At 39.9% G+C, this 25,493-nt stretch carries 20 protein-coding genes; 14 read left to right on the top strand and 6 right to left on the bottom strand.

Features of this window, described 5'->3' with window-relative positions; all coding sequences use genetic code 11:
• Window positions 1–293 precede the first annotated feature (293 nt).
• On the top strand, window positions 294–668 hold the full coding sequence (locus D017_RS08980) for an endonuclease domain-containing protein (RefSeq protein WP_035336060.1): 375 nt from the start codon (window positions 294–296) through the stop codon (window positions 666–668).
• Between the two features lie 433 nt (window positions 669–1,101).
• Here the strand turns inward: D017_RS08980 and D017_RS08975 are convergent, their stop codons facing one another.
• Together D017_RS08975 and rimO are read right to left on the bottom strand one after the other, a co-directional pair.
• Window positions 1,102–2,346, bottom strand: a complete 1,245-nt coding sequence (locus D017_RS08975) for a hypothetical protein (RefSeq protein ID WP_035336058.1) — start codon at window positions 2,344–2,346, stop codon at window positions 1,102–1,104.
• A 114-nt stretch (window positions 2,347–2,460) separates the two neighbouring features.
• Window positions 2,461–3,813 (bottom strand): 30S ribosomal protein S12 methylthiotransferase RimO, encoded by a 1,353-nt coding sequence (gene rimO, locus D017_RS08970; protein ID WP_035336055.1) that lies wholly within the window; start codon window positions 3,811–3,813, stop codon window positions 2,461–2,463.
• Window positions 3,814–3,972: 159 nt separating this feature from the next.
• Here rimO and D017_RS08965 point away from each other — a divergent pair, with 159 nt between their 5' ends.
• The gene (locus D017_RS08965) at window positions 3,973–5,097 is read left to right on the top strand and encodes a serine hydrolase (protein ID WP_035336054.1); all 1,125 of its coding nucleotides are present in this window, start codon (window positions 3,973–3,975) and stop codon (window positions 5,095–5,097) included.
• 47 nt (window positions 5,098–5,144) lie between these two features.
• On the opposite strand, the gene D017_RS08960 is transcribed toward D017_RS08965, so the two are convergent.
• Genes D017_RS08960 through ftsY form a run of 3 tightly spaced genes read right to left on the bottom strand, consistent with a single transcriptional unit; the run spans window position 5,145 to window position 8,164 of the window.
• A complete protein-coding gene (locus D017_RS08960) occupies window positions 5,145–6,827 on the bottom strand; it encodes an amidase family protein (protein ID WP_035336052.1) in 1,683 nt (560 codons plus the stop codon).
• 37 nt (window positions 6,828–6,864) lie between these two features.
• Window positions 6,865–7,197 carry a hypothetical protein gene (locus tag D017_RS08955; protein ID WP_035336050.1) on the bottom strand — a complete coding sequence of 111 codons (333 nt, stop codon included), beginning with the start codon at window positions 7,195–7,197 and terminating at the stop codon, window positions 6,865–6,867.
• A 13-nt stretch (window positions 7,198–7,210) separates the two neighbouring features.
• Complete coding sequence (ftsY, locus tag D017_RS08950; RefSeq protein ID WP_035336048.1) at window positions 7,211–8,164, bottom strand: signal recognition particle-docking protein FtsY; 954 nt, start codon at window positions 8,162–8,164, stop codon at window positions 7,211–7,213.
• A gap of 295 nt (window positions 8,165–8,459) precedes the next feature.
• Here ftsY and D017_RS08945 point away from each other — a divergent pair, with 295 nt between their 5' ends.
• The 5 genes from D017_RS08945 (at window position 8,460) to secDF (ending at window position 17,733) form a co-directional block, all read left to right on the top strand.
• Entirely contained in the window at window positions 8,460–9,812 is a 1,353-nt protein-coding gene (locus tag D017_RS08945) for a Mur ligase family protein (protein WP_035336046.1), read from the top strand.
• A 185-nt stretch (window positions 9,813–9,997) separates the two neighbouring features.
• On the top strand, window positions 9,998–11,941 hold the full coding sequence (gene gyrB / locus D017_RS08940; protein WP_035336044.1) for a DNA topoisomerase (ATP-hydrolyzing) subunit B: 1,944 nt from the start codon (window positions 9,998–10,000) through the stop codon (window positions 11,939–11,941).
• Window positions 11,942–12,815: 874 nt separating this feature from the next.
• Window positions 12,816–13,742, top strand: coding sequence for a malate dehydrogenase (gene mdh / locus D017_RS08935; protein ID WP_035327767.1), 927 nt, complete (start codon window positions 12,816–12,818; stop codon window positions 13,740–13,742).
• Between the two features lie 250 nt (window positions 13,743–13,992).
• Complete coding sequence (locus D017_RS08930; protein WP_152023883.1) at window positions 13,993–14,595, top strand: hypothetical protein; 603 nt, start codon at window positions 13,993–13,995, stop codon at window positions 14,593–14,595.
• A gap of 156 nt (window positions 14,596–14,751) precedes the next feature.
• Window positions 14,752–17,733 (top strand): protein translocase subunit SecDF, encoded by a 2,982-nt coding sequence (gene secDF / locus D017_RS08925; protein WP_035336041.1) that lies wholly within the window; start codon window positions 14,752–14,754, stop codon window positions 17,731–17,733.
• A gap of 225 nt (window positions 17,734–17,958) precedes the next feature.
• Here the strand turns inward: secDF and D017_RS08920 are convergent, their stop codons facing one another.
• A complete protein-coding gene (locus tag D017_RS08920) occupies window positions 17,959–18,600 on the bottom strand; it encodes a 7-carboxy-7-deazaguanine synthase QueE (protein ID WP_035336039.1) in 642 nt (213 codons plus the stop codon).
• Window positions 18,601–18,939: 339 nt separating this feature from the next.
• On the opposite strand from D017_RS08920, the gene kynU reads away from it, so the two are divergent.
• Genes kynU through D017_RS08885 form a run of 7 tightly spaced genes read left to right on the top strand, consistent with a single transcriptional unit; the run spans window position 18,940 to window position 25,474 of the window.
• Window positions 18,940–20,202: a kynureninase gene (gene kynU / locus D017_RS08915; protein ID WP_035336036.1), complete on the top strand. Its 1,263-nt coding sequence runs from the start codon at window positions 18,940–18,942 to the stop codon at window positions 20,200–20,202.
• Window positions 20,202–20,819, top strand: coding sequence for an FMN-binding negative transcriptional regulator (locus tag D017_RS08910; protein WP_035336033.1), 618 nt, complete (start codon window positions 20,202–20,204; stop codon window positions 20,817–20,819). Before kynU ends, D017_RS08910 begins: the two co-directional genes overlap by 1 nt.
• A 49-nt stretch (window positions 20,820–20,868) precedes the next feature.
• On the top strand, window positions 20,869–22,269 hold the full coding sequence (locus D017_RS08905; RefSeq protein WP_035336031.1) for an NAD(P)/FAD-dependent oxidoreductase: 1,401 nt from the start codon (window positions 20,869–20,871) through the stop codon (window positions 22,267–22,269).
• A gap of 15 nt (window positions 22,270–22,284) precedes the next feature.
• The gene (locus tag D017_RS08900) at window positions 22,285–22,731 is read left to right on the top strand and encodes a RidA family protein (RefSeq protein WP_035336030.1); all 447 of its coding nucleotides are present in this window, start codon (window positions 22,285–22,287) and stop codon (window positions 22,729–22,731) included.
• A complete protein-coding gene (locus D017_RS08895; protein WP_035336028.1) occupies window positions 22,732–24,174 on the top strand; it encodes an aldehyde dehydrogenase in 1,443 nt (480 codons plus the stop codon).
• 58 nt (window positions 24,175–24,232) lie between these two features.
• Window positions 24,233–25,012 (top strand): SDR family oxidoreductase, encoded by a 780-nt coding sequence (locus D017_RS08890; RefSeq protein ID WP_035336027.1) that lies wholly within the window; start codon window positions 24,233–24,235, stop codon window positions 25,010–25,012.
• Complete coding sequence (locus D017_RS08885; RefSeq protein ID WP_035336024.1) at window positions 25,013–25,474, top strand: DUF1648 domain-containing protein; 462 nt, start codon at window positions 25,013–25,015, stop codon at window positions 25,472–25,474.
• Window positions 25,475–25,493: the final 19 nt, after the last annotated feature.

Below are 25,493 nucleotides of genomic sequence, written 5' to 3'. Positions count from 1 at the left end.
GTTTACTTACTCCTGCGGACATCTCCCTGACTCCCTCTTGGAAGAGGGACACTGTTGTGGGTGGGTTACGCTATTTTTATGTCTAATACCCTAAGAAAAGTCACCCTTTAAGGACGGGGAAAACTTTTCGGCCGCAATTCTTTTTACTAGCCCCGACTCAGTCTGCCAATTCCTTCCCCAGTCCTGAAGGGTGGGAATTGGAAATGAAATTTTATTCTTGATTTTAATCTCTGCATTGGAAAATAGCAAATTCAACCCAAAGACTTAATTATGAGTTATATTGCCAACAAATTATGAGTAAGTCAAAAGAAAATATGCACGCTGGTGCAGCTGCTTCCAAATTTGAGTTTGCGGCTGCTTTAAGAAAGCGAGAAACTCAAGCTGAGAAAAAGGTTTGGGAGTATTTGAAAACAAAACCATTTGGTGTAAAATTCAGACGTCAACATCCTTTTGCAGATTATGTACTCGATTTCTATTGTCATAAACTTAAACTCTGCATAGAACTAGATGGAGAAATACATCATAACCAAAAGGAATACGACTCCGATAGAACCGATATCATAAACTCTTATGGAATAAAAGAAGTCCGTTTCACAAATAATTTCATCCTGCTTCAATTTGAAGAATTCAAAATATTTATTGAAGAGGAAATTAAGTCATATCCTTAACTCAGAAAAGTCACCCTTTAGGGACGGGGAAAACTTTTCGGGTTGCAATTCTTTTTACTCGCCTCGACTCAGTCTGCCAATTCCTTTCCCCAACCCTGAAGGGTGGGAATTGGAAATGAAATTTTTAGTTTATTTACTTACTCTTGCGGACATCTCCCTGACTCCCTCTTGGAAGAGGACACTGTTGTGGGTGGGTTACGTTATTTTCATGTCTAATTCCCTAAGAAAAGTCACCCTTTAGGGACGGGGAAAACTTTTCGGCTGGCAATTCTTTTTACTAGCCACGACTCAGTCTGCCAATTCCTTTCCCCGACCCTGAAGGGTGGGAATTGGAAATGAAATTCTAGTTTACTCACTCCTGCGGACATCTCCCTGACTCCTTCTTGGAAGAGGGACACTGTTGTGGGTAGGTTACGTTATTGAGCAAACTAGACTATTTCATCTCAAAGTGTACCATCTTGACCTCGCTGTTGTCACCATTAAGATCTGTCCAGGCGACAAAAATCGAATCGCCTACAACTTCTAGTTGTGGGAAACCGCTTTGTCGTTCGGCAGAGGTATTGGTTACTGTCACTGGGGCATCGTGTGTGCCATCTACATACACACGGGCTACTTGTAGCACTACGTTTTCACCCATTGGTTCTAACCACGAGATGAGGGCGCTGCCATCACTCATAAAATCTGTATCTACTCTACCTATTGCGTTTCCGTTATCTATACGGATTGCACCTCCAAAAGAGGCTCCATTATCATTTGAAAAAGCTGTGAGCACTCTAGGAGCATCACCCTCTGCAGTAAACCAACTCACCACCACATTTTCTTCTTTGGTTGCTATTGCAGGTCCGTTTACGGGGCAACCGTTAAGTTCCCAATTATCATTACCTATAACCATAGGTTTTGACCACGCTCCATCTACCCATCGCACGATTGCCATATCTCTTATCTCTGGTGTGGTGTCTGAGCGATCTCTGTACACGGCAACCGGTCCATTATTTGTAATAGCTGTTGCTGTATTACAGCAGTCACAAACGCGACTATCTATCTCCGTATCTTGAGTTATATTTCCCGCTAAATCTATGTAGGCGTTACGTAACGTCATTTGGTTTTTACTCTTGTCTTCGTTTTTAGTATTTCTTCCGTCTAGCCAGCTAGCATAAAAACCTCCATCATACGCTTGTATAGATACAAAACCGTGCTCTGCATCTACGCCATCTGTATTGAGTAGGAAATCATCTTTTATAACCTCATCGCCTTTTGATAATTGTAATTTGATATTGTAATCATAAGTGCCCTCTGCAGATTTTTCTAAGATATTAGTTAGCACATAATCACCATTTATGCCCAGTGCCGGAAAATCTGCCCAGTTTACAAACCAATTATCTCCAGATGTAATGGTTCTAGGTTGGCTCCACTTGGCACTATCGTAACTAGCATATTTTAAAATTGCCATCTTGTCTTCTTGCTCCACCCAAGTCATATGTAATTTACCGCCACTCGACTTAAGTCTAGGTAAATGAGATTTTCCTGTAGAGGGTAGTTGTATCGCAGTGAGTGATGCATTGGTAGTAGACGCTGCTATTGCTGGCTGCTCTGTTACTGGTTCAATCTCTGTTTGATTTGACTCTTTACAAGAAGTAATAAGAATTAAAGCAAAAAATACTAGACAAATAATACGCATAAAAAAGCTTTTTTAGTGCTACAAATGTAAGCCTTGCAAACAAACTCTTACACACAAAAAAGCCTTTCAAAACATTTGTTCCAAAAGGCTTTTTGTAAATTAATTTACTACTTCTTATTTTTTGGTAGCACGTTTTGCGTGCAATGCTTGTGGTCGCTCTAGCGCTACAAGTGGCTCTGCATACAGATCAAAATCTTCTGCCTCTGTTACTTTTACCATTGCGTAGTCTCCAGTTTTTAAATAAAACTTAGTCGCATCAACTAGCACCTCGTTATCTACATCTGGTGAGTCAAATTCTGTACGACCTATAAAGAAGTTTCCTTCTTTACGATCTACTACAATCTTGAACTCCTTCCCTATCTTTTGCTGATTGAGCTCCCAAGAAATTTGTGATTGGATCTCCATAATCTGGTTTGCGCGATCCATTTTAACATCCTCTGGCACATCATCTTCTAGATTATATGCGTGTGTGTTTTCCTCGTGTGAGTACGTAAAACATCCTAAACGCTCAAAACGTTGATCTTTTACCCATTGCTTCAGCGTTTGGAAATCTTCTTCGGTTTCTCCAGGATATCCTACAATGAGCGTAGTTCTTATGGTCATCTCTGGTACGCTTTCGCGAAAGCGTTCTAACAACGCATTTGTCTTTGCCATTGTTGTACCACGTCGCATAGATTTTAAGATAGGATCTGCAATGTGTTGCAACGGAATATCAAGGTAATTACACACCTTAGGCTCACGCTTCATCACATCAAGTACATCTACCGGGAAACCGGAAGGAAATGCATAGTGCAAACGAATCCATTCTATACCTTCTACTTTAACAAGGTTTTCAAGAAGCTCTGCTAGGTTGCGTTTTTTATATAAATCAAGACCGTAATACGTAAGATCTTGTGCGATAAGGATTAACTCTGTCACGCCGTTTGCAGCAAGTTTTTTTGCTTCTACTACGAGATGCTCAATAGATTTTGACTTGTGCTTACCTCTCATTAAAGGAATTGCGCAGAAAGAACAAGGGCGGTCACAGCCTTCGGCTATTTTTAGGTAGGCATAGTTTTTTGGTGTAGTTGTGATACGCTCACCTATAAGCTCGTGCTTATAGTCTGCTCCAAGTGCTTTAAGTAATCCTGGTAGCTCTGTTGTTCCAAAATACTGATCTACATCTGGAATCTCCTTTTGAAGGTCTGGCTTGTATCGCTCAGAAAGACATCCTGTAACAAATACCTTGTCTACATCGCCTTCTTCCTTTTGCTTTACGTACTCAAGAATGGTATTTACAGACTCCTCTTTTGCATTGTCTATAAATCCACAGGTGTTAATCACAACAATGTTACCATCTTCTTCGTGAGCAACATCCATCTCATTTGCTTTAAGCTGGCCCATTAAGACCTCACTATCATAAACGTTTTTTGAGCAACCTAGAGTTACTACGTTTATCTTATTCTTCTTCAATGATTTTGTACGCATAGCCTTCCTTTTAAGGGAGTGCAAAGATAAGCCAAATAACATAGTAAATAGCACCTTGATATTTTACACCTTTTGATAGCTCTAAAAACTGCCAATTCCTTAATTATGAGAGTGACATTAATCCTTTTTTATATTTTAGAGTCCTATCATAAAGCCTCAATGATGCGTTACCTATATTTCTTATTACTTATAAGTCTATCGTGTTCAACTACAGATAATAAAATCATTACAGATGATACGATTATTATAACTGACGATACCATCGCAGAAGAGCCAGATGATACTGGCGAGACTAATAATCTATACTTCCCTCCTATCGCAGGTGACACTTGGGAAGTGACAAGCCCGTCTACTCTTAACTGGAATCTTACAGCCTTACAAGATCTTACTGATTATGTAGCAGAAAATAACAGCAAAGCTTTTATCATCCTTAAAGATGGAAAAATAGTAGTAGAGAATTATTACCAAGATACAGACGCATCTACAAGCCATCGCTGGAATAGCGCTGCAAAAACGCTCACGGCTTACACCGTAGGTATTGCTCAACAAGAAGACTACTTATCTATAAATGATGCTTCCAGCAATTATCTAGGCACGGGATGGACTACTATGACTCCAGAACAAGAAGCAGCGGTAACAATACGTAACCAACTCACGATGACCAGCGGAGGAGACTATACAGTAGACGATACCAATTGCTCTGACCCTGAGTGTCTGATGTACCTTAATGATGCTGGTGCTGAGTGGTACTATCATAACGCTTTTTACACCTTATTACAGGACGTAGTAACAGCAGCTGTACCCGATGATTTTAATACCTACTATGACAATAAGCTTAAGTCCCAAACTGGAATGACGGGTGCTTGGGTGCCTTTTGGCTATTTTAGATTATATTTTAGTACAGCCCGAAGTATGGCGCGTTTTGGACTACTCACGCTCAATGAAGGAAATTGGGACGGAAACCAACTAGTAAATCCCGCATACTTTACAGAAATGACAACGCCTTCTCAAGATATTAATGAGGCTTACGGATATCTCTGGTGGCTTAATGGGCAAGACAGCTATAGACTACCCGGCACCACGACAACATTTACAGGAAAATTAATCCCTACTGCTCCAGATGATCTTATCGCTGGTTTAGGTAAAGATGATCAAAAAGTATATGTTTTACCTAGTGAAGGACTAGTAGTAATACGCCTAGGCGATGCAACCGAAGAGTCATTATTAGGTCCTTCCGGTTTTGATACAGATTTATGGGAAAAAATAATGGCTGTTATCCAATAGCTTCTAAGAGCTAGACGACAACAGCCATTTAAAATGTATTCCTTCTTTTACTCCTGATATCCTTCTGGCAGTGTTCTAGCATTAAGTGCGCTCTCTACTTCTACCGCGATATTGTAAATCACTTCTTCATTTTTAGACGGAGTTATAATGGTAATTCCCTTAGGCTCTCCTTGTGCGGTGAAACCCATAGGTAATGTAAGTGCTGGATAATGTGCCGCTGCTGCATAGCCAGCATCATAATTATTTATGGAGAGTATTGCATCTAGTTGCCCACTAGCTTCAGGGTGCTTGCTCAACGCGTCTTGAAAATATGCCTGAGTAACCTCCATAAGGTCTTCTTTGATTGCTTTAAGCTCTGTATCGGTTGTGCTATCTGCAACGATACCTTTAAAAAGCTGTTGTCCGTAAGGAATACGCGCAAGGCTATCTTGATTATTAAATGAAATGAGCTCCTCTATATTTCTATTTTTTACTGAAGAGGCAACCTCTGCATCGTAATAAGCAGGGAGATCATTTTTCATATCTATATTTAAGATAGACAGAAAACCAGGCATATTAACTCGCTCCATATCTACCTCAACAAGTGTGGCTTTTGTTTCCTTAAGCTTATTGATAGCCGCGGCATACGTACTGTCTTGCAAGTATCCCTTTATAACCCCAAGATATTTTCCTTCAAGGTTCCCTTCTTTAACAGCCTGTATATAATTACCAGTAGATGCATAACTATAAGAATCTGCAGCATCTTTACCCGTGAGCGCTTGTAGTACAATCGCATTATCCACTACATTCTTTGTCATAGGTCCAGGTGTGTCAAGGTGACTAGAAATAGGTACAATCCCACTACGACTTAAAAGACCGATGGTAGGTTTAAGCCCAACTAGGTTATTTTGGCTAGAAGGTGATAGTATAGAACCACTAGTTTCAGACCCTATGGCGGCTACGGCATAATTTGCCGCTATGCTCACCCCAGATCCAGAACTTGATCCTCCTGACTCAAATTGTAAACGACCGTACGGATTTATGGTCTGACCACCTACAGCACTATAACCTACTGGACAACCCGAACATAAAAAGTAAGCCCACTCACTCAAGTTAGCTTTACCTAGTATTATAGCATTTTCTTCTTTGAGCCTTTTCGTAATAAATGCATCACCTGCATTATTATCTGTGAGTGCTACAGATCCTGCTGTTGTAGGCATTCCCGCTGCACCAATGTTATCTTTTAAAAGTATAGGCATTCCGTACACAGAATATTCATCTATAGTAGATTTATCTTTAGTATCAAGCGCTCTCGCTTCCTTCACCGCTTCTTTATTGAGAGCGATGACTCCGTTAAGCGCTAAGTCATTGTCACTTTCAAAACGCGCGATACGATTTAGGTAAAATAGCGTCAGTTCTTCGTATGAGTAATCTCCATTTTTAACGTGCTTCTGGATGGTCGGGATATCTTGTTCTAAAATAAGCGGAGAGATTTCTGAGATACGCTTTCGCGAAAGCGTATTTATCTCCCCATTAAGATCTTTCCAAATATCATTTTTATCGAGCCTCTTTGCATTTACAAGCTTGAGGTGCATCCTGCTATTTTCTAGTGCTTGCGTTTTTGCAATATCTAGTGAGTCATTATAAGCTTCCCAAACATATCGCGGAGTTGTGTCTGCCGCAGTAGTAGGAGCTTCATTTTTACAAGAAAAAAGCGCCGTTGCGAGCGCGAGGGTATACAAGTATTTCATAGTGCATTTTTATAGTCCACTAAAAATACAAAAAGCGTCACCCAAAAGGATTAACCCACATCAAGAAACCGTAGATAAAAAACTTAGTAGATTCAAATACAATCACCGCAATTACGGGTACCCACCAGTATTGTGAAGCTATCGTACCCTTAAGGATTCTCCATATGTAAAATATGATGAGACTGTAAAAGGCAATAAATATACAGTGGGGAAAAGCGGTGTACTGCGCTAGATATTTAGGCACAAGGTCGCTCCTCACCGCAGTGTATGCTGTATAGACGCTATACAGGTTAAGTAATAAGAAACCAATAGCAACCACTCGTAAGGTGCGCAACGTAAGTTCTGGAAGCCACCTAAAATCGAGTTTCATAAAAAGTTATGGCTTACTTAAAGAAACTATCTACAAACTCTACTTTATTAAAGACTTGTAAATCTTCGATACCTTCTCCCACTCCAATGTATTTTACAGGGATTTGAAACTGATCAGAAATTCCTATCACCACACCACCTTTTGCGGTACCGTCTAGTTTTGTTACGGCTAGCGAAGTCACCTCTGTAGCTGCTGTAAATTGTTTTGCTTGTTCAAAGGCGTTTTGACCCGTAGAACCATCAAGTACAAGAAGTACATCGTGAGGAGCATCTCCCACTACCTTTTGCATCACACGCTTCACCTTAGTAAGCTCGTTCATAAGGTTTACCTTATTGTGTAATCTTCCGGCAGTGTCTATAATAATCACATCTGCATCTTGTTTTACTCCACTCTCTAGTGCGTCAAAGGCTACTGAGGCTGGGTCACTTCCCATTTGTTGTTTTACAATAGGTAAATCCACTCGATCTGCCCACACCTGCAGTTGATCTATCGCTGCTGCTCTAAACGTATCTGCCGCACCAAGCACCACCTTTTTACCTTGCTTTTTAAACTGGTAAGCAAGCTTTCCTATAGTGGTTGTTTTTCCCACACCGTTTACACCTACCACCATAATCACGTGTGGTTTGTTTTGCGATGGGATTTCAAATTCGGTTGCGTTACCTGTGTTCGTCTCACTTAGTAGACCGGCGATTTCTTCGCGTAAGATCCTGTTAAGTTCATCTGTGCCTACATACTTATCTTTGGCCACACGCTCTTCTATACGAGTGATCACCTTAAGCGTGGTTTTTACACCCACATCACTGGTAACAAGCACTTCTTCAAGATTATCAAGTACATCATCATCTACCTTAGACTTTCCGGCAACTGCCTTACTCATCTTATCAAAGAAGCTCGTTTTTGTCTTCTCTAGCCCTTTATCAAGGGTTTCTTTTTTTTCTTTTGAAAATATTTTCTTGAAGAAACTCATTTGGTTGTGCGTTTTCTGTGTTCCGTAAGCAGAACGTTGGTATCGGTTAGACAAAAATAGTGCCTTTTACTGAGAATGTCGTTATGTCAGTACAGACAACTCGCAGAGAGTCAATATTTCTGCATAAACAAACGCCTTTTTGCAGTCGTAACAGTGTTTTGGTAGCGAGGTTTAATAGAAGAAAGTGTTTTTTGTTACGCTTTCGCGAAAGCGTACTCACACCCAAAATAGAACTTATAATACTCGCACATTTGGAATCGAAATCTTATTTTTACGATAAAGACTTTTACAACATATGAACATTCATTTTATAGCCATAGGTGGAGCCGCAATGCATAATCTAGCACTTGCTTTACATCACAAAGGAGAGACCGTAACAGGTAGTGACGACACGATTTTTGACCCTTCAAAATCTCGACTTGAAAAATATGGACTATTACCTGAAGCATTTGGCTGGTTTCCAGAAAAAATAACAAGCGATCTCGATGCCGTTATTTTAGGAATGCACGCAAAAGAAGACAACCCAGAGCTGCTCAAAGCACAAGAACTAGGTCTCAACATTTACTCATATCCAGAATATCTGTATGAGCGTGCAAAAGACAAAACTAGGGTTGTTATAGGAGGATCTCACGGCAAGACTACTATCACCTCTATGATACTGCACGTGATGCATTACTGGGATAAAGAGGTAGACTATATGGTGGGTGCACAGCTAGAAGGCTTTGACACAATGGTGAGAATGACAGATGACGCAGATTTTATGGTGCTAGAGGGTGATGAGTATCTGAGTAGCCCTATAGATCGCAGACCAAAATTTCACTTATACAAGCCTAATATTGCCCTACTTAGCGGCATTGCTTGGGATCATATCAATGTCTTTCCTACGTTTGACAATTATGTGGAGCAATTTCAGATTTTTGTAGACTCAATGACAAACGGTGGTGCAATGGTGTACAATACCGAAGATGAAAATGTGGTGAAAGTAGTAGAGAATGCCACTGCTCACATTAAAAAATATCCTTACCAAACACCTGAGTACACGGTAGAAGATGGTGAGACCCTACTAGAAACTCCAGATGGTGCGATGCCTATAGAAGTTTTTGGGAAACATAATCTCAATAACCTAGCCGGTGCCAAGTGGATCTGCCAGCATATGGGTGTTGTAGAAGAAGATTTTTATGAAGCCATCTCAACCTTTACAGGGGCCAGCAAGCGACTAGAACTTATTGCCAAAAGTAAAGACACGGTTATTTACAAAGACTTTGCGCATAGTCCTTCTAAAGTAGCTGCAACTACAAGCGCCGTAAAAGAACAATATGGTGACCGTACTGTTGTAGCCTGCCTAGAGCTTCATACGTACAGCAGTCTGAATCCAGAGTTTTTAAGTGAATATCAAGGAGCACTAGATGCTGCAGATGTAGCGGTGGTTTTTTACTCACCAATGGCTGTCGAAATCAAAAAATTAGAACCTATCACAGCGCAGCAAATCGCAGCAGCTTTTAAACGTGATGACCTTACCATATTTACAGACCCCGCAGATTTTAAAGCCTTTCTATTTGGACAAGAGCTTAAAAACAAAGCCATACTGCTTATGAGTAGTGGGAATTATGGCGGCTTAGATTTTGAGGAGGTTAAGGGGATGGTGTAAATCTTAATGAGGATAAATTCCGCTTTCGCGAAAGCGTAAAAATGCACCTCACAAATTGCGCTAAAAAGAGGCTTGTATTTTTCCACAAAATGTTAATAACTTCAAGGGTTTTCGAGGGTTTTTAAGACCTTTCTGGAGACCCTTTCTTTATATTTGTTTTTAGACAATATTTTAAGAATTATAATATGAGCGACGACGCTAATAAAAAGCAATATTCGGCAGATAGTATTCAGGCCCTTGAGGGAATGGAGCACGTACGTATGCGTCCTTCGATGTATATTGGAGATGTAGGAGTTAGAGGTTTGCACCACTTAGTATATGAGGTGGTAGACAACTCTATAGATGAGGCTATGGGAGGTTACTGTGACGCTATAGATGTTACTATTAACGAGGATAACTCAATCACGGTACGAGATAATGGTCGTGGTATCCCTGTAGGGATTCATAAAAAGGAAGGTGTATCTGCATTACAAGTAGTAATGACTAAGATAGGTGCCGGTGGTAAATTTGATAAAGACTCTTATAAGGTTTCTGGTGGTCTGCACGGGGTAGGTGTATCTTGTGTGAATGCACTTTCTAACCATCTTAAAGCTACGGTTTATAAAGAAGGTAAAGTATGGGAACAAGAGTATGAACGTGGTAAAGCATTATACCCAGTAAAAGCTATAGGTGATACAGATTTTACAGGTACCGAAGTTACCTTTACCCCTGATGATTCTATCTTCCAGCAAACTACAGAGTACAATTATGACACGCTTGCTTCAAGATTAAGAGAACTGGCTTACCTTAATAAAGGTATCACCGTAACACTTACTGACAAGCGAAATAAGAAAGAAGATGGTGAGTTTGAAAATGAAACTTTTCACTCCAATGAAGGTCTTTCAGAATTTGTACGTTTCTTAGATGGTAACCGTAACCCTATTATAGGGAACGTTATCTCTATGGAGGGAGAGAAAAATGGTGTTCCTGTAGAAGTGGCTATGATTTATAATGATAGCTATGCAGAGAACTTACACTCATATGTAAACAACATTAACACACACGAAGGAGGAACACACCTTGCAGGTTTTCGTCGTGGTCTTACGGGATCACTTAAGAAATTTGCAGATGCCTCTGGAATGCTAGATAAACTTAAGTTTGACATCGCGGGAGATGATTTCCGTGAGGGTCTTACAGCTATTATTTCTGTTAAGGTTAGTGAGCCACAATTTGAAGGGCAAACTAAAACAAAACTAGGTAACCGTGAGGTTACATCTGCAGTATCTCAAGCAGTGGCAGAGATGATTGAGATCTATATGGAAGAAAACCCGAATGATGCTAAGACCATTGTTCAAAAGGTAATTCTTGCAGCTCAAGCTCGTCACGCAGCAAAGAAAGCGCGTGAGATGGTACAACGTAAGACGGTAATGAGTATAGGTGGTTTACCTGGAAAATTATCTGACTGTTCTGAAACAGATCCTGCAGTTTGTGAAGTATTTCTTGTTGAGGGAGACTCGGCAGGTGGAACGGCTAAGCAAGGTCGTGACCGTGAGTTTCAAGCCATTTTACCACTACGTGGTAAGATCTTGAACGTTGAGAAAGCAATGCAACATAAAGTTTTTGAAAACGAAGAGATTAAAAACATCTTCACCGCTCTTGGTGTAACTATAGGTACGGAGGAAGACAGTAAAGCACTTAACCTTTCAAAACTTAGATATCACAAAGTAGTTATTATGTGTGATGCCGATGTAGATGGTAGTCACATTTCTACTCTTATTCTTACTTTCTTCTTCCGTTATATGAGGGAGCTGGTAGAAAAAGGTTTTGTATACATCGCAACACCACCATTATATTTGGTTAAAAAAGGTCAGAAAAAGCAATATGCTTGGAATGATAAAGAACGAGATGCAATAGCAGAACGTCTGGGTACTCAAGGTGTATCTATACAACGATACAAAGGTCTTGGAGAGATGAATGCAGAGCAGCTTTGGGATACAACTATGAATCCTGAATTTAGAACACTACGCCAGGTTGCCATAGATAATGGTACAGAGGCAGATAGAATATTCTCTATGCTTATGGGTGACGAGGTACCACCTCGCCGTGAGTTTATCGAGAAGAATGCTATCTATGCAAACATAGACGCTTAAATAAACAGCTTATATATTATTAAAAATGGTTCTGAGAAATTATCTCAGAACCATTTTTTTTATGTCAATTTTTAAAAAAAAACTAGAGTCCACATCAAAACCTTACACATCGTATTACACGCAAGAAAAACATATCCTTACGCAATCACCCAACATTGCTCACTATTCCTAAAATCAATCGAAAATTAGACCAAAAACACATAATAATCGACAAAATACACAGAATATAGTTTGTCTAATTTCTTTTTTAAGTTTTCCTGTTGAGTTTGATGCTATCTCTATATTTACCAACGAAAGGAATATTTTAGATTATTTAAAAGTTATTTCTGCTAATTTCTTAAGATTAGATGTAGGGGTTTAATTGGATAGAGATTAGCAACCTATAAATCCTTGCTATTTTATAGCAAGGATTTTTTTATGCACTAAATCCCAGAACATTGCAACTAATTTCAAACATTATCAAAAGACTAAAGAAATAAAAAAACCATCAAGATATCGTCAATATACATTTATAGTCGACAAACTACTTAAAAACTACTAAATACAGATCTGGACTTGAGCATATAAATACAAGTCAAATAAGCTCATTAATTTTGTATCATATAATCACAGCAGTGATTTCTAAACTATTATAAGTTGGGTATTTACAATAGTTTAACTTTTATGGGCAAGCTAATATTATTTGATTCATTTGGATTGTGAATTTCCACGCTTGTTCTATCCCTGTCACTACTAGTAGCGACAGGGATTTTTTTTTGAAATATCTTAAGACAGTTTTATTACGATAGGTTACATAAAAAGAGGGATATATCGTATTTTCGTAGCAGCCGTGAAAAGCTTTATAAATCAACATAAATATTAAAAATTATATCCAATGAAAGTTACCGTAGTAGGTGCTGGAGCCGTAGGTGCCAGCTGTGCAGAATACATCGCAATAAAAGATTTTGCTAGTGAAGTAGTATTAGTAGACATTAAAGAAGGTTTTGCCGAGGGTAAAGCAATGGATTTAATGCAAACAGCTTCTTTAAACGGTTTTGATACAAAAATCACAGGTACTACTGGTGATTACTCAAAAACTGCTGGTAGTGATATCGCGGTAATTACTTCTGGTATACCTCGTAAGCCAGGTATGACTCGTGAAGAACTTATAGGTATTAACGCAGGTATCGTAAAAAGCGTTGCCGCAAGTCTTGTAAAAGAGTCTCCTAACGTGATCCTTATCGTCGTATCTAATCCTATGGATACAATGACTTACCTAGCTCACAAAGTAACTGGACTTCCTAAAAACCGTATCATCGGTATGGGTGGTGCTCTTGATAGTGCACGTTTTAAGTACCGTCTTGCCGAAGCTCTTGAAGCTCCTATCTCAGATGTAGACGGTATGGTAATAGGTGGACACTCTGATAAAGGAATGGTACCACTTACACGTCTTGCAACTCGCAACAGTGTACCAGTATCAGAATTTATTTCTGACGATCGTCTTACTCAAGTAAAAGAAGATACTAAAGTAGGTGGAGCAACACTTACTAAACTTCTTGGAACTTCTGCTTGGTACGCACCAGGAGCAGCAGTATCAGGTCTTGTACAGGCTATTGCTTGTGACCAAAAGAAAATATTCCCTTGTTCTACACTACTAGATGGTGAGTACGGTCTTTCTGATCTTTGTATCGGTGTGCCAGTAGTACTAGGTAAAAACGGAATCGAAAAAATAGTAGAGATCAACCTTGACGATGCAGAAAAAGCACACCTTGCAGAAAGCGCAGAGGGCGTTAAGAAAACTAACGGATTATTAGAGCTATAATACAGCCTACATAACTCGATAAAAAAAGCCTGTTACTTAAATGTAGCAGGCTTTTTTTTACGCTTTCGCGAAAGCGCAACTATCCTAATCAAAGACGTGTTATTAGGTATCTTGTAAACAGTTTAAGTTAAACTTATAATGACACAAAAATTATTGGGTACTAGCACTGAGAATCCTATATTTGCGTGTTTGTCAAAAACAGAAATCTATACATAAAATCGCTATAGATGATGTTTTTATAATCAAGTGTGTGAGAAATAAGTGGTTCATAAGTGCATTCATAATTGCCCTAGCTATCGTAAGTATAAGCTTGGAGCAACGCACTGCGCCTAATCAGGAAATAATTATTACCTTTTCTGATACTCAAACAGATCCTACTCAGACAGAAAAAGCAATTGCATTAGTAAAAAGCAAGCTTAGCTCGCTTGAGGCAGATAATATTAAAGTAGACCAACTCGATAATGGATCTCTAAAAGTAACATACTACAGTACTATTGATGTTACCGAGATAAAGAATAAATTATCACCTACTACCTCATCACAAACTACTTACAACCTTGAGAATAACAACCCAAGCTTACCTGGTGACAAAGATCTTGCTCTTTATAAACTTGACGTCTATAAAATACAAGACAGCCCAGACATGGAAGGTGCTGCGGGAATTACTATTGAATCAAAATCTGAGTATACACGTTCCTCTTCACTAAAAACATATGCTAGTCTTCACAAGCTAAGTGAGAGTGTGACTGAAAGCAAAACACAGACGGCTTACAATATTCATAAGAGATGTGATATTGCTTTTATTAACTCCTTCTACAATATACCTGAGACGAGAGCTGGACCGCTGTCTTAAAGTATAACAACATTAGCTAATGCAGCACTGCGCTAGCTAATTGCTTTTATCACAAAAGCAATCCCACAGATTATAATACCAATCACTTTACATTAATTTCAACGTAATAATCACACACTGATGTGCTATTTATTATGTTGATACAAACACACTAAAATGCAAAACAAAGGACTCATTAGATTTTTTGCGATAATTTTTGGTTTGGTATGTTTATACCAACTATCATTTACGTATTTCACAAACAAAACAGAAGACGAAGCTAAGGCTTATGCGATCTCACAGGCACCAGAAGATGCAGACATGCAGGATGTGGTAGAGCGCGCTTACTTAGATAGTATAGGAGCAAATCCTATTTTTGCTGGTATCACTTATAATGATGCTAAAGAAAAAGAACTTAACAAAGGACTGGATCTTAAAGGAGGTATTAACGTAATCCTTCAGATATCTATACGTGATATCTTAGGTGGTCTTTCTAACAACAGTACAGACCCAGCATTTATCGCAGCACTAGATGCTACAGATGAGGCGCAAAAAGATAGCCAGAACACATATTTTGAGGATTTCATATCTGCATTTGAAGCTCAAGGTGGACAACTAGCTTCTCCAGATATCTTTGCAAATGTTATCCTTAACGAAAAAGTAGATACAGGAATGAGCAACGAAGAAGTTGCTACAGTTCTTGAAGGTGAAATTAAAGAAACGATAGGTTCTGCTTTTGAAACTCTACGTAATCGTATTGATAAGTTTGGAGTTACACAACCTAACATCCAGTCTCTAGGAGATAATGGGCGTATTCTTGTTGAGCTTCCAGGAGCAAAAGATATTGATCGTGTAAGAGGTCTTCTTGAAAAAACAGCACAATTAGAGTTCTACCAAACTCACTACGCTGGAGATGCACTTAACTACTTAATAGGAGCAAATGAAACACTACGTGGACTTATTGCTAGCAACGAGGAGAAGCAAGAAGCTGCAGTAGCCCAAGACAGTACTCTTGATGATAACGTATCTGATTTACTTAAAGATGTAGATGAAGAAGAAGAGGAGCAAGATTTTGGACCATTATTTAAAATCTTTAGCCCTAACCAGCAAGCAGTTCAGATGAGCTCAATCCCAACTGTAGGATTTGCTGCGGTAAAAGATACAGCAACTATCAACTCTTACTTAAGAAACCCAGCAGTTATCAAGCAGCGTCCAGCGGCTTTACGTTATGCAAAGTTTGCGTGGGGTGTTCCTGATGAAGGAGCAGATATCGTAGCTCTTTATGCACTTGAGTCTAATAGACAAGGAGCGCCTTATATGGACGGTGATGTTGTAAACGATTCACGCCAGCAATTTACACAAACGCAACAACCTGCTGTAGGTCTTGATTTTGAAGGACAAGGTGTAAACCAGTGGGCAAAAATGACTCGTGAGGTTGCTCAAAAAGGAAACGCTATCGCTATTGCACTAGATGGTAATGTTTACTCTGCAGCAAATGCTCGTCAAGAGATTAAAGGTGGTGCGACAGAAATCTCTGGAAACTTTACAGTAGCAAGCGCACAAGATCTTGCAACAGTATTAAACGCAGGTAAACTTCCTGCATCTGCAAAGATTATTCAAGCAGAAGAAATAGGACCATCATTAGGTCAAGAGGCTATTAACTCTGGTATCTTATCATTCTTAATCGCACTTTCACTAGTACTTATCTGGATGGTATTTTACTACGGTAAAGCCGGAGGATTTGCAGATATCGCACTTGTAGTAAACATCCTTTTCATCTTTGGAGTACTTGCAGGTCTTGGAGCTGTACTTACACTTCCTGGTATTGCGGGTATCGTACTTACTATAGGTATGTCTGTGGATGCAAACGTACTTATCTTTGAGCGTATTAAAGAAGAGATACGCAAAGGGAAATCTCAAAAAGATGCTATTAAAGACGGTTTTAACAACGCACTTTCATCTATTCTTGATGCAAACATTACGACGTTCTTAACAGCACTTATCCTTTTCTTATTTGGAACAGGACCGGTACAAGGATTTGCAACTACACTTATGATAGGTATTGCAACTTCATTATTCTGTGCAATCTTTATCACACGTCTATTTATAGATGGATACGGTAAAAACGGAAAGTCTCTAGAGTTTGCTACTGGTATGACTAAGAACCTATTTGTAAACAACAATGTAGACTTCTTAGGAAAACGTAAAATCGCTTACGCTATCTCTGGAGTACTTATCGTAGGAGGTCTTGCTGCTTTATTAACAGGAGGTCTTGACGCAGGTATTGACTTTGTAGGAGGTCGTACGTATACAGTACGTTTTGATCAACCTATGAACGCACAAGAAGTAGAAGATGCACTTGTTGCAGATTTTGGAAGTGCAGATGTAAAAACTTTTGGAGCAGATAATCAATTAAAGATTACTACAAAGTACCGTATCGATGAAACAGGTACAGATATAGATGCTCAGGTTGAGCAGCAACTATTTACATCACTTACACCATTCTTACCTAGCGGTATGAGCTATGCAGCTTTTGCCAAGTCTACAGATGATAAGCAGGTAGGTAAAATGGAATACTATATGGTAGGTCCTACTATTGCAGATGATATTAAGAAAGGAGCACTTTTTGCCGTAATCGGTTCATTAATTGTGGTATTCTTATACATCTTATTACGTTTCCGTAGATGGCAATTCTCTCTTGGAGCTGTAGCTGCAGTTTTCCACGATGTATTGTTAGTACTAGGTGTATTTGCAATATTCAAAAACATAATGCCATTTGATATGGAGGTAGATCAAAACTTTATTGCGGCTATTCTTACCGTAATTGGGTACTCTCTGAATGATACCGTGGTAGTTTTTGACCGTATACGTGAGTACATTAAAGAGCACGGTTCTACTAGAGGATTTGGTAAATTAATTAACCAAGCACTTAACAGTACATTAAGCCGTACACTTAATACGTCTGTAACTACATTAATCGTACTTCTAGCGATCTTCTTCTTAGGAGCTCCATCTATTAGAGGATTAATGTTTGCACTTATTGTAGGTGTAATCGTAGGTACATATTCTTCACTATTTATCGCAACTCCTGTAATGTTTGACACAGTACAGAAGAAAGGATTAAAGGAAGAAAAAGAAGAGGAAGAAGTAGAAGCATAAGCTTCTAAGAAACTCAATATATAGAAAATCCGCTACTGAGAAGTAGCGGATTTTTTTATGCGCTTTCGCGAAAATTAGCTGTTAGCAAATATAAAGTTGCTGGATATTTGGCGTTGAAATTTTTAAGAACGATGTACAGAAACTGTTGGACTACCAACTTCATCATCTCCGTAAAACTATCACTAGCTTATGGCATATCGCTTAAAGCTTAAAGCCTAAAGCCTACTAAGGTATATTCAAATACTTATGTGTCTGTAAGCTCACCTTCCACTTTGGGTTTTTCATCACATAATCTACAATGAGTGGCACCATTTTATCACGCACAGACCATTCTGGCTGTAAGTATAGAATACAGTCCTCACCCACTTGTGCGGCGTGCTTCTCTGCAAAGTCAAAATCTGACTTATTAAAGATAATCACCTTCAGTTCGTTTGCTTTTTCTAGTACAGACTGTGTAGGCAGCATACGTTTTTTGGGAGAAAGACATATCCAGTCCCAATCACCAGAAAGCTGGTAGGCACCAGAAGTTTCTATGTGAGTTGTAAGTCCTAGTGACTTTAATTTTTTAGTAAGCGGGTTCATATCCCACATAAGCGGCTCACCACCAGTTACCACAATAGTATCTGAATACTTTGCAGCATTTTCGGCAATGGTATTTGCATTTGTAGGAGGGTGTATTGCAGCATCCCAACTTTCCTTCACATCACACCAGTGACATCCCACGTCACAACCACCTACTCGTATAAAGTAAGCTGCTGTTCCTTTATGGAATCCTTCTCCTTGTATGGTATAAAATTCCTCCATAAGCGGAAGCATCTCACCAAGGTCTATTTGTGCTTGTAATGAATCTAGGGCCTGTTTTGTCATAGCGTGCAAAGATAGATAATACTACTAGATTTAAAACCATCCATTGTGAGAGTCTGTTTAAGGTTAACATATGTTGCGTATAGGTTGGATTTAATTACGCTTTCGCGAAAGCGTAACCGCGATATGTATTGCCACAAATAGCACTAAGACTAACATCTCGTAAGTGCATAATATGTATTTTTTCTAAAATAACTCACAACTCCCTTCGGTAAAAAAAACTTAATTACACTCACCTAACTATCGTAGTTTTTGAAAACGCTTCCTACCGTTGTAATGAACATTTCTCCCTTAAAATCATTATTTTTAGACAAGCAATAGTTCTTCAAGAAAACAGCATATATGGTGTATGAAAATAATCTCGCTTTCGCGAAAGCGCAAGACGAAAAAGATCCCCTTAAAGAGTACCGTAATCACTTCTACATACCAGTAGACAAAGAAGATAACGAACTTATCTACCTCTGCGGAAACAGTCTAGGCTGTCAGCCAAAATCTGTCGCACAATACATCGAGCAAGAACTCAATGACTGGGCAGATCTGGGTGTTGAAGGGCATTTTAAAGAAGAAACTCCGTGGATGTCTTATCACGAGGAACTCGCAAAACCTATGGCACACATCGTAGGTGCAAAACCTAGTGAGGTAGTCATAATGAATACCCTCACGACAAATCTTCACTTGATGATGGTTTCATTTTATAATCCTACGCCATCACGTCATAAAATAATTATAGAAAGCGATGCTTTCCCGTCAGATAAGTATGCGGTAGAAAGTCAGATACGCCAGCGTGGGTATGATCCAGAGACGAGCCTTATACTATGGCAACCTCGAGAAGGAGAAGAATTATGCCGTTATGAAGACCTAGAAGCACTTGTAAAAGAACACGGCGACAGCGTTGCGCTTCTTTTAATTGGTAACACAAACTATTATTCTGGACAGTGCTACCCTATTAAAAAAATCACTGACTTAGGTCATAACAACGGCAGCAAAGTAGGCTTTGACCTTGCACACGGAGTGGGTAATATTATGCCAGACTTACACGAGAGCGGTGCAGATTTTGCCGTGTGGTGTACTTATAAATACCTCAACAGCGGCCCAGGAAGTCTAGGTGGATGCTTTGTACACGAGCGCCACCATACAGATAAAAATATACAGCGCTTTACGGGCTGGTGGGGACAAAATAAGGACACACGCTTTAATATGCGCAAAGGCTTTGATCCAATCCCAACTGCCGAAGGCTGGCAATTATCAAATCCTCCTATCCTCAGTATGGCAGCGGTAAAGGCGAGCTTAGATATTTTTGAGGAAGCTGGTATGAGCAACATACGTGCAAAATCTGAAAAACTCACTGGTTACCTAGAGTTCTTAGTAAACGAACTCAACAATGAGCACATCGCTATCATTACACCTAGCGATCCAGCGCAACGTGGGTGTCAACTAAGTATTCAAGTAAAAAATGCCGATAAGAGTTTGCACAAAAAACTCACCGAAGCAGGAGTCATCTCAGACTGGCGTGAGCCAGATGTAATACGCGTCGCTCCAGCACCGCTTTACAATAGTTATCAAGACGTATTTGAAATGGTAGAACGACTCAAAAAGATACTGTAATGTATATCCCTGAGATTTATAAAAATGAAAACCCAGAGGAGATACGCAGTTTCTTAAAAGAAAATGCTTTTGGGATTCTTGTCACAAATCTTGACGGAAAATCGTGTGCAACACACATCCCTTTAGAATTATCAAAACGCCCAGACGGCACCGAAATAATACACGCACACATCTCAAAAATGAATGAGCAAGTTGCTCACCTCAACAATGGCGCAGAGGCGCTCTGTATTTTTAATGGACCTCACAGTTTTATTTCGGCTAGTTGGTACGATTTTGAAGAAGTATCCACCTGGAACTATACGGCCGTACAAGTGAGAGGTAATGTGCTTTTACTAGATAAGGAAGGCACTTATAAATCCATCAAAGCATTGATGGATAAGTATGAAGCACCTCAAAAAAATCCAATAGATATGGATGCGCTTTCTGAAAAGACATTGCGACAAATAAACGGCGTCGTGGCATTTGAGATTGAGATCACGAGTGTTGAAGCTGTAAAAAAGATGTCACAAAACAGAAACGATAAAAATCACGCTGCTGTAGTATCTAGCTTACGCGAAAATGGAACTCCAAACGACAAAGCCGTCGCAGACGAAATGGAGTGCTTGAGAAATAAATAAAATTCAAAAAGTACTAACGGAGAAATCACACTAGTACTCACAATATAATATGGCAAAACAAGAACACATACTCATTATAGGCGCAGGCCTTTGCGGTTCGCTTCTAGCATTACGTATGGCGCAACGTGGTTATAAAATCACCTTGATGGAAAAGCGTCCAGACCTTAGAGCCGTACATCAAGATGCTGGTAGAAGTATCAACCTCGCTTTATCAGACAGAGGTTTAAAGGGAATACGTCTCGTAGGTCTTGAAGATCGAGTAAAAGATTTGTGTATCCCTATGAATGGAAGGATGTTGCACGACAAAGAAAGTAACACGCTTTTTAGTCCGTATTCTGGACGTACAGATGAATACATAAATTCTATCTCACGTACAGACCTCAACATTATGCTACTCAATGCGGCAGATGAGTATGATACCTTACAAGTACACTTCAACCAGGCGTGTACAAACGTAGATCTTAAAAATGCTACGGCAACCTTTACAGATTATCACACAAAAGAAGAGCAAACCATCACTGCAGATATTATTCTAGGTGCAGATGGTGCAGGATCTGCAGTGCGTAAGAGTATGTATATGAGTCGCGACTTTTTATTCAGCTTCTCGCAAGATTACTTAGGTCACGGTTATAAGGAACTCACCTTCCCTCCTGCCGAAAATGGCGGTTACCGCACTGAAAAAAATGCCTTACACATCTGGCCACGTGGTCGAGATATGATCATTGCTTTACCTAACCTAGATGGGAGTTTTACCGTAACGCTATTTATAGATTATGAAGATGCACCAGATAGTTTTGCATCGCTAGATAGTCCAGCTGCAATTACAGAATACTTTACAAGACAGTTTCCAGACGCTATCCCTATGATGCCAGAACTGGTAAAAGAGTATGAAGAAAATCCTGTAGGGCCGCTAGGTACTATAAAATGCCACCCGTGGAGCGCTTTTGGAAAAACGTGTATACTAGGAGATGCGGCACACGCCATTGTTCCATTTTATGGGCAAGGGATGAATGCCAGTTTTGAAGATGTGGTAGTTTTTGACGAGACGCTAGATGCATTTGGCGATCAAGGATGGGAGAAGGTTTTCAAGGAATTTGAAAAAACCAGAAAACCAGATACAGATGCCATTGCAGACCTTGCGGTAGATAACTTTCACGAGATGAAAGAACACACGGCTCACCCTATGTTTCAAGAAAAGAGAAAGCTAGAGACACAATTTGAGAAAGAATTTCCTACGGAGTATTACTCAAAATATAGTTTAGTAACTTTTAACGAGGCGATAGGATACAAAGAGGCAATGACGCGCGGTAGAGCACAAAACAAGGCTATTTTAAACCTACTGGATGACGGATTACTACCTGATTCTCTTTCGCTTAAAGCGAAATTAAAAAAAGTACAACAGGCTACAGAAGACATCTTGCACGACGATGCCATAGCCGGAAATATATAACAAAATCATATACCTATGAGTGATAAAGATTTAGACCTACGTTTACAAGGCGATCCTTTTAATGAAAAGAAAGTGACACCTAGAGGAGCTTATCCTCATATTAAAAGAGCTGGAGACTTTCTATTTGTCTCGGGCACCAGCAGCCGCAAGGCAGATAACACCTTTGCAGGCGTGCACGTGATAGACGAGATGGGTACAATGCACCTTGATATCAAAGAGCAAACCAGAGCCGTACTAGAAAACATAAAGAAAACACTCGCAACCGCAAATGCCACGATGGAAGATGTGGTAGATGTCACGTCGTTTCTTGTTAATATGAATGATTTTGGTGGTTACAACGAAGCCTACGGAGAGTTTTTTAATAAAGAAACTGGCCCTGCAAGAACCACCGTAGCCGTACACCAGCTACCACACCCGCATCTGGTGGTTGAGATTAAGGTAATGGCTTATAAGCCGGAATAGATGAACATCAAAAACTACATAAACGGCGACTATATAAATCCAGCATCAAATGATTGGTTAGATAATTATGAGCCAGCTTCAGGTGAGGTATATGGGCAGATTCCTAATAGTAGCGCGCAAGATATTGAGGAGGCTACCGCTTTCGCGAAAGCGGCATTCCCGCAGTGGTCCAGCACCACACTTGATAAGCGCAGTCGCATCTTGATGAACATTGCAAGTGGCATTGAAGCTAGACTTGAAGAACTTGCTCAGGCCGAAAGTCGGGATAATGGGAAACCGGTTTCATTAGCAATGGCTGTAGATATCCCGAGGGCGGCGAGTAACTTTCGGTTTTTTGCAAATGCGATCACTCAGTTTTCGGCAGAGAGTCACGAGAGTGTGGGGCTGAACGCAATGAATTTTACCCTGCGTAAACCCATAGGCGTGGTGGGATGCATAAGTCCGTGGAATTTACCGCTGTATCTTTTTACCTGGAAAATCGCTCCAGCAATAGCCGCTGGCAATTGTGTGATTGCAAAACCTAGTGAAGTGACTCCTATGACAGCTTACCTACTAGGTGAGATTTGTACGGAGGCAGAGCTTCCTCCTGGTGTTCTCAATATTGTACACGGACTGGGGCAAACAACGGGACAAGCTATTTTAGAACATAAAGATATCAAGGCGATAAGCTTTACGGGAGGCACAAAAACGGGAGCGCATCTTGCAAAGACGTGTGCACCTATGTTTAAAAAACTCTCGCTAGAACTAGGTGGTAAAAACCCAAACCTCATTTTTGCCGATTGCAATTATGAAGATATGCTTGCCACAACGGTAAGGAGTTCCTTTGCAAATCAAGGGCAAATCTGTCTCTGTGGGAGTCGCATTTTTGTAGAGCAATCTATTTATGACCGATTTAAAAGTGATTTCATTTCAAAAGTTAAGGAGTTAGTTGTGGGACATCCATCACAAGAGAAAACAAACCTTGGAGCTCTCGTTTCAAAATCACATCTTGAGAAAGTAGAAGATTATATTAATAATGCGCAGGCATACGGAGGCACTGTTCTTTGTGGTGGTAAACGAGTAACCGTTGCAGGATATGAGAAGGGCTATTACTTAGAACCTACGGTTATTGAGGTGGAGAGTAATAACTGTAAACTTAACCAAGAAGAGATTTTTGGACCTGTGGTGACTATAATGCCTTTTGACACCGAAGAAGAAGCCCTTGCACTAGCAAACGGAACAAAATACGGACTCTCTGCAACGGTTTGGACTCAGCAGCTTGACAGAACAATGCGTTTAAGCAATGTACTTGAAGCTGGTATTGTCTGGGTGAATACGTGGATGAATCGAGATTTGCGCACACCCTTTGGCGGAGTGAAAGCTAGCGGCGTGGGTCGTGAAGGCGGCTTTGAAGCGCTCCGATTTTTTACTGAAGCAAAGAATGTTTGTATAAAATATAATTAGAAAATAAAATTAGAGTTCGCTCGGACAGATTAGTTCGCTACGCTCGCAATCACATACTATGAAACTAAACCTAACTAATAAAAATGCCCTCGTCTGTGGCTCTACAGCAGGGATTGGACTTGCAACCGCAATGGGTCTAGCAGAAGAAGGTGCAAACGTAACCCTTGCTGCTCGTACAGAAGAAAAGCTCAAAAATGTTATCGCACAGTTACCTAATAACGGTTCACAAAAGCACAGCTATGTGGTGGCAGATTTTACAAATCCGCAGGAGGTGGCAGCTGCTGTTTCGGCAACGGGCAATGTGTATCACATATTAATCAATAACACGGGTGGCCCTCCAGGTGGACCAATTGTGGATGCAGATATTACCGCTTTCGCGAAAGCGTTTACCCAACACCTACAAACCAATCATCTATTAACACAAACCGTACTTCCAGGGATGAAAGCCGAAGGATATGGGCGTATTATTAACGTGATTTCTACCTCGGTAAAGCAACCGCTAGATGGTCTAGGCGTGAGTAATACGATACGTGGTGCCGTGGCAAACTGGAGTAAAACGATGGCAAATGAACTAGGACAATACGGCATTACCGTAAATAACGTACTTCCTGGTGCAACCGCTACGGGCAGACTCTCTGAGATTATAGAAAACAAGGCAAAAAAGACTGGGAAATCTATAGAAGAGGTATCACAAACTATGGCAAACGCTTCACCAGCAAAACGTTTTGCAAAGCCAGAAGAGGTTGCAAATGCAATCGTTTTTCTTGCTAGTGAAGCCGCTTCATTTATTAATGGAATAAATGTCCCTGTAGATGGAGGGCGCACAAAAAGCTTGTAGATGGATATTAAAAAGATTTTCTGGATACTAAGTTGGCTCGTAGCGGGAGTTACCTTTGCGATGATTTTGATACACTATGGAGACATTCCAGACGAGGTACCTATGCACTTTGATGCGACTGGGGTGGCAGATAGATATGGGTCAAAAAATGAACTTTTTATCTTACCCGTACTTAGCGTCGTACTTATCTTACTATTCCAGTTTATGACAGGCAAGTCTATAAAGATTAATAAGCATAAGCAAGGGGTTAAAAATGAGGCACAGGTTACCGTTACAAAAACCTTTATGTCACAAATGGCGCTGTATTGCACCCTTCTTTTTGGGTGGCTAGTATATCAATCTATGGCAGTTGCCGTGGGTAAACAGACGGGATTAAGTAGTTATTTTTTGGTGGCAACCTTTGGCGGTTTTATTATACTACTCGTCTTATATTATATACAACTCAAGAAGGTAAAAGAGTAAGGCGGTACTCATATAATAA

It is taken from the genome of Dokdonia sp. PRO95, from assembly GCF_000355805.1.
Classification (GTDB): Bacteria; Bacteroidota; Bacteroidia; order Flavobacteriales; family Flavobacteriaceae; genus Dokdonia.
The sequence above is the reverse complement of the archived record's forward strand: the minus strand, read 5'-3'. Positions and strand labels throughout refer to the sequence as shown.

Excerpts from the sequence above, each read along its gene's own strand:
- D017_RS08980 (WP_035336060.1), top strand. The coding sequence starts at position 294 with ATGAGTAAGTCAAAAGAAAATATGCACGCTGGTGCAGCTGCTTCCAAA.
- D017_RS08975 (WP_035336058.1), bottom strand. The coding sequence starts at position 2,346 with ATGCGTATTATTTGTCTAGTATTTTTTGCTTTAATTCTTATTACTTCT.
- rimO (WP_035336055.1), bottom strand. The coding sequence starts at position 3,813 with ATGCGTACAAAATCATTGAAGAAGAATAAGATAAACGTAGTAACTCTA.
- D017_RS08965 (WP_035336054.1), top strand. The coding sequence starts at position 3,973 with ATGATGCGTTACCTATATTTCTTATTACTTATAAGTCTATCGTGTTCA.
- D017_RS08960 (WP_035336052.1), bottom strand. The coding sequence starts at position 6,827 with ATGAAATACTTGTATACCCTCGCGCTCGCAACGGCGCTTTTTTCTTGT.
- D017_RS08955 (WP_035336050.1), bottom strand. The coding sequence starts at position 7,197 with ATGAAACTCGATTTTAGGTGGCTTCCAGAACTTACGTTGCGCACCTTA.
- ftsY (WP_035336048.1), bottom strand. The coding sequence starts at position 8,164 with ATGAGTTTCTTCAAGAAAATATTTTCAAAAGAAAAAAAAGAAACCCTT.
- D017_RS08945 (WP_035336046.1), top strand. The coding sequence starts at position 8,460 with ATGAACATTCATTTTATAGCCATAGGTGGAGCCGCAATGCATAATCTA.
- gyrB (WP_035336044.1), top strand. The coding sequence starts at position 9,998 with ATGAGCGACGACGCTAATAAAAAGCAATATTCGGCAGATAGTATTCAG.
- mdh (WP_035327767.1), top strand. The coding sequence starts at position 12,816 with ATGAAAGTTACCGTAGTAGGTGCTGGAGCCGTAGGTGCCAGCTGTGCA.
- secDF (WP_035336041.1), top strand. The coding sequence starts at position 14,752 with ATGCAAAACAAAGGACTCATTAGATTTTTTGCGATAATTTTTGGTTTG.
- D017_RS08920 (WP_035336039.1), bottom strand. The coding sequence starts at position 18,600 with ATGACAAAACAGGCCCTAGATTCATTACAAGCACAAATAGACCTTGGT.
- kynU (WP_035336036.1), top strand. The coding sequence starts at position 18,940 with ATGGTGTATGAAAATAATCTCGCTTTCGCGAAAGCGCAAGACGAAAAA.
- D017_RS08910 (WP_035336033.1), top strand. The coding sequence starts at position 20,202 with ATGTATATCCCTGAGATTTATAAAAATGAAAACCCAGAGGAGATACGC.
- D017_RS08905 (WP_035336031.1), top strand. The coding sequence starts at position 20,869 with ATGGCAAAACAAGAACACATACTCATTATAGGCGCAGGCCTTTGCGGT.
- D017_RS08900 (WP_035336030.1), top strand. The coding sequence starts at position 22,285 with ATGAGTGATAAAGATTTAGACCTACGTTTACAAGGCGATCCTTTTAAT.
- D017_RS08895 (WP_035336028.1), top strand. The coding sequence starts at position 22,732 with ATGAACATCAAAAACTACATAAACGGCGACTATATAAATCCAGCATCA.
- D017_RS08890 (WP_035336027.1), top strand. The coding sequence starts at position 24,233 with ATGAAACTAAACCTAACTAATAAAAATGCCCTCGTCTGTGGCTCTACA.
- D017_RS08885 (WP_035336024.1), top strand. The coding sequence starts at position 25,013 with ATGGATATTAAAAAGATTTTCTGGATACTAAGTTGGCTCGTAGCGGGA.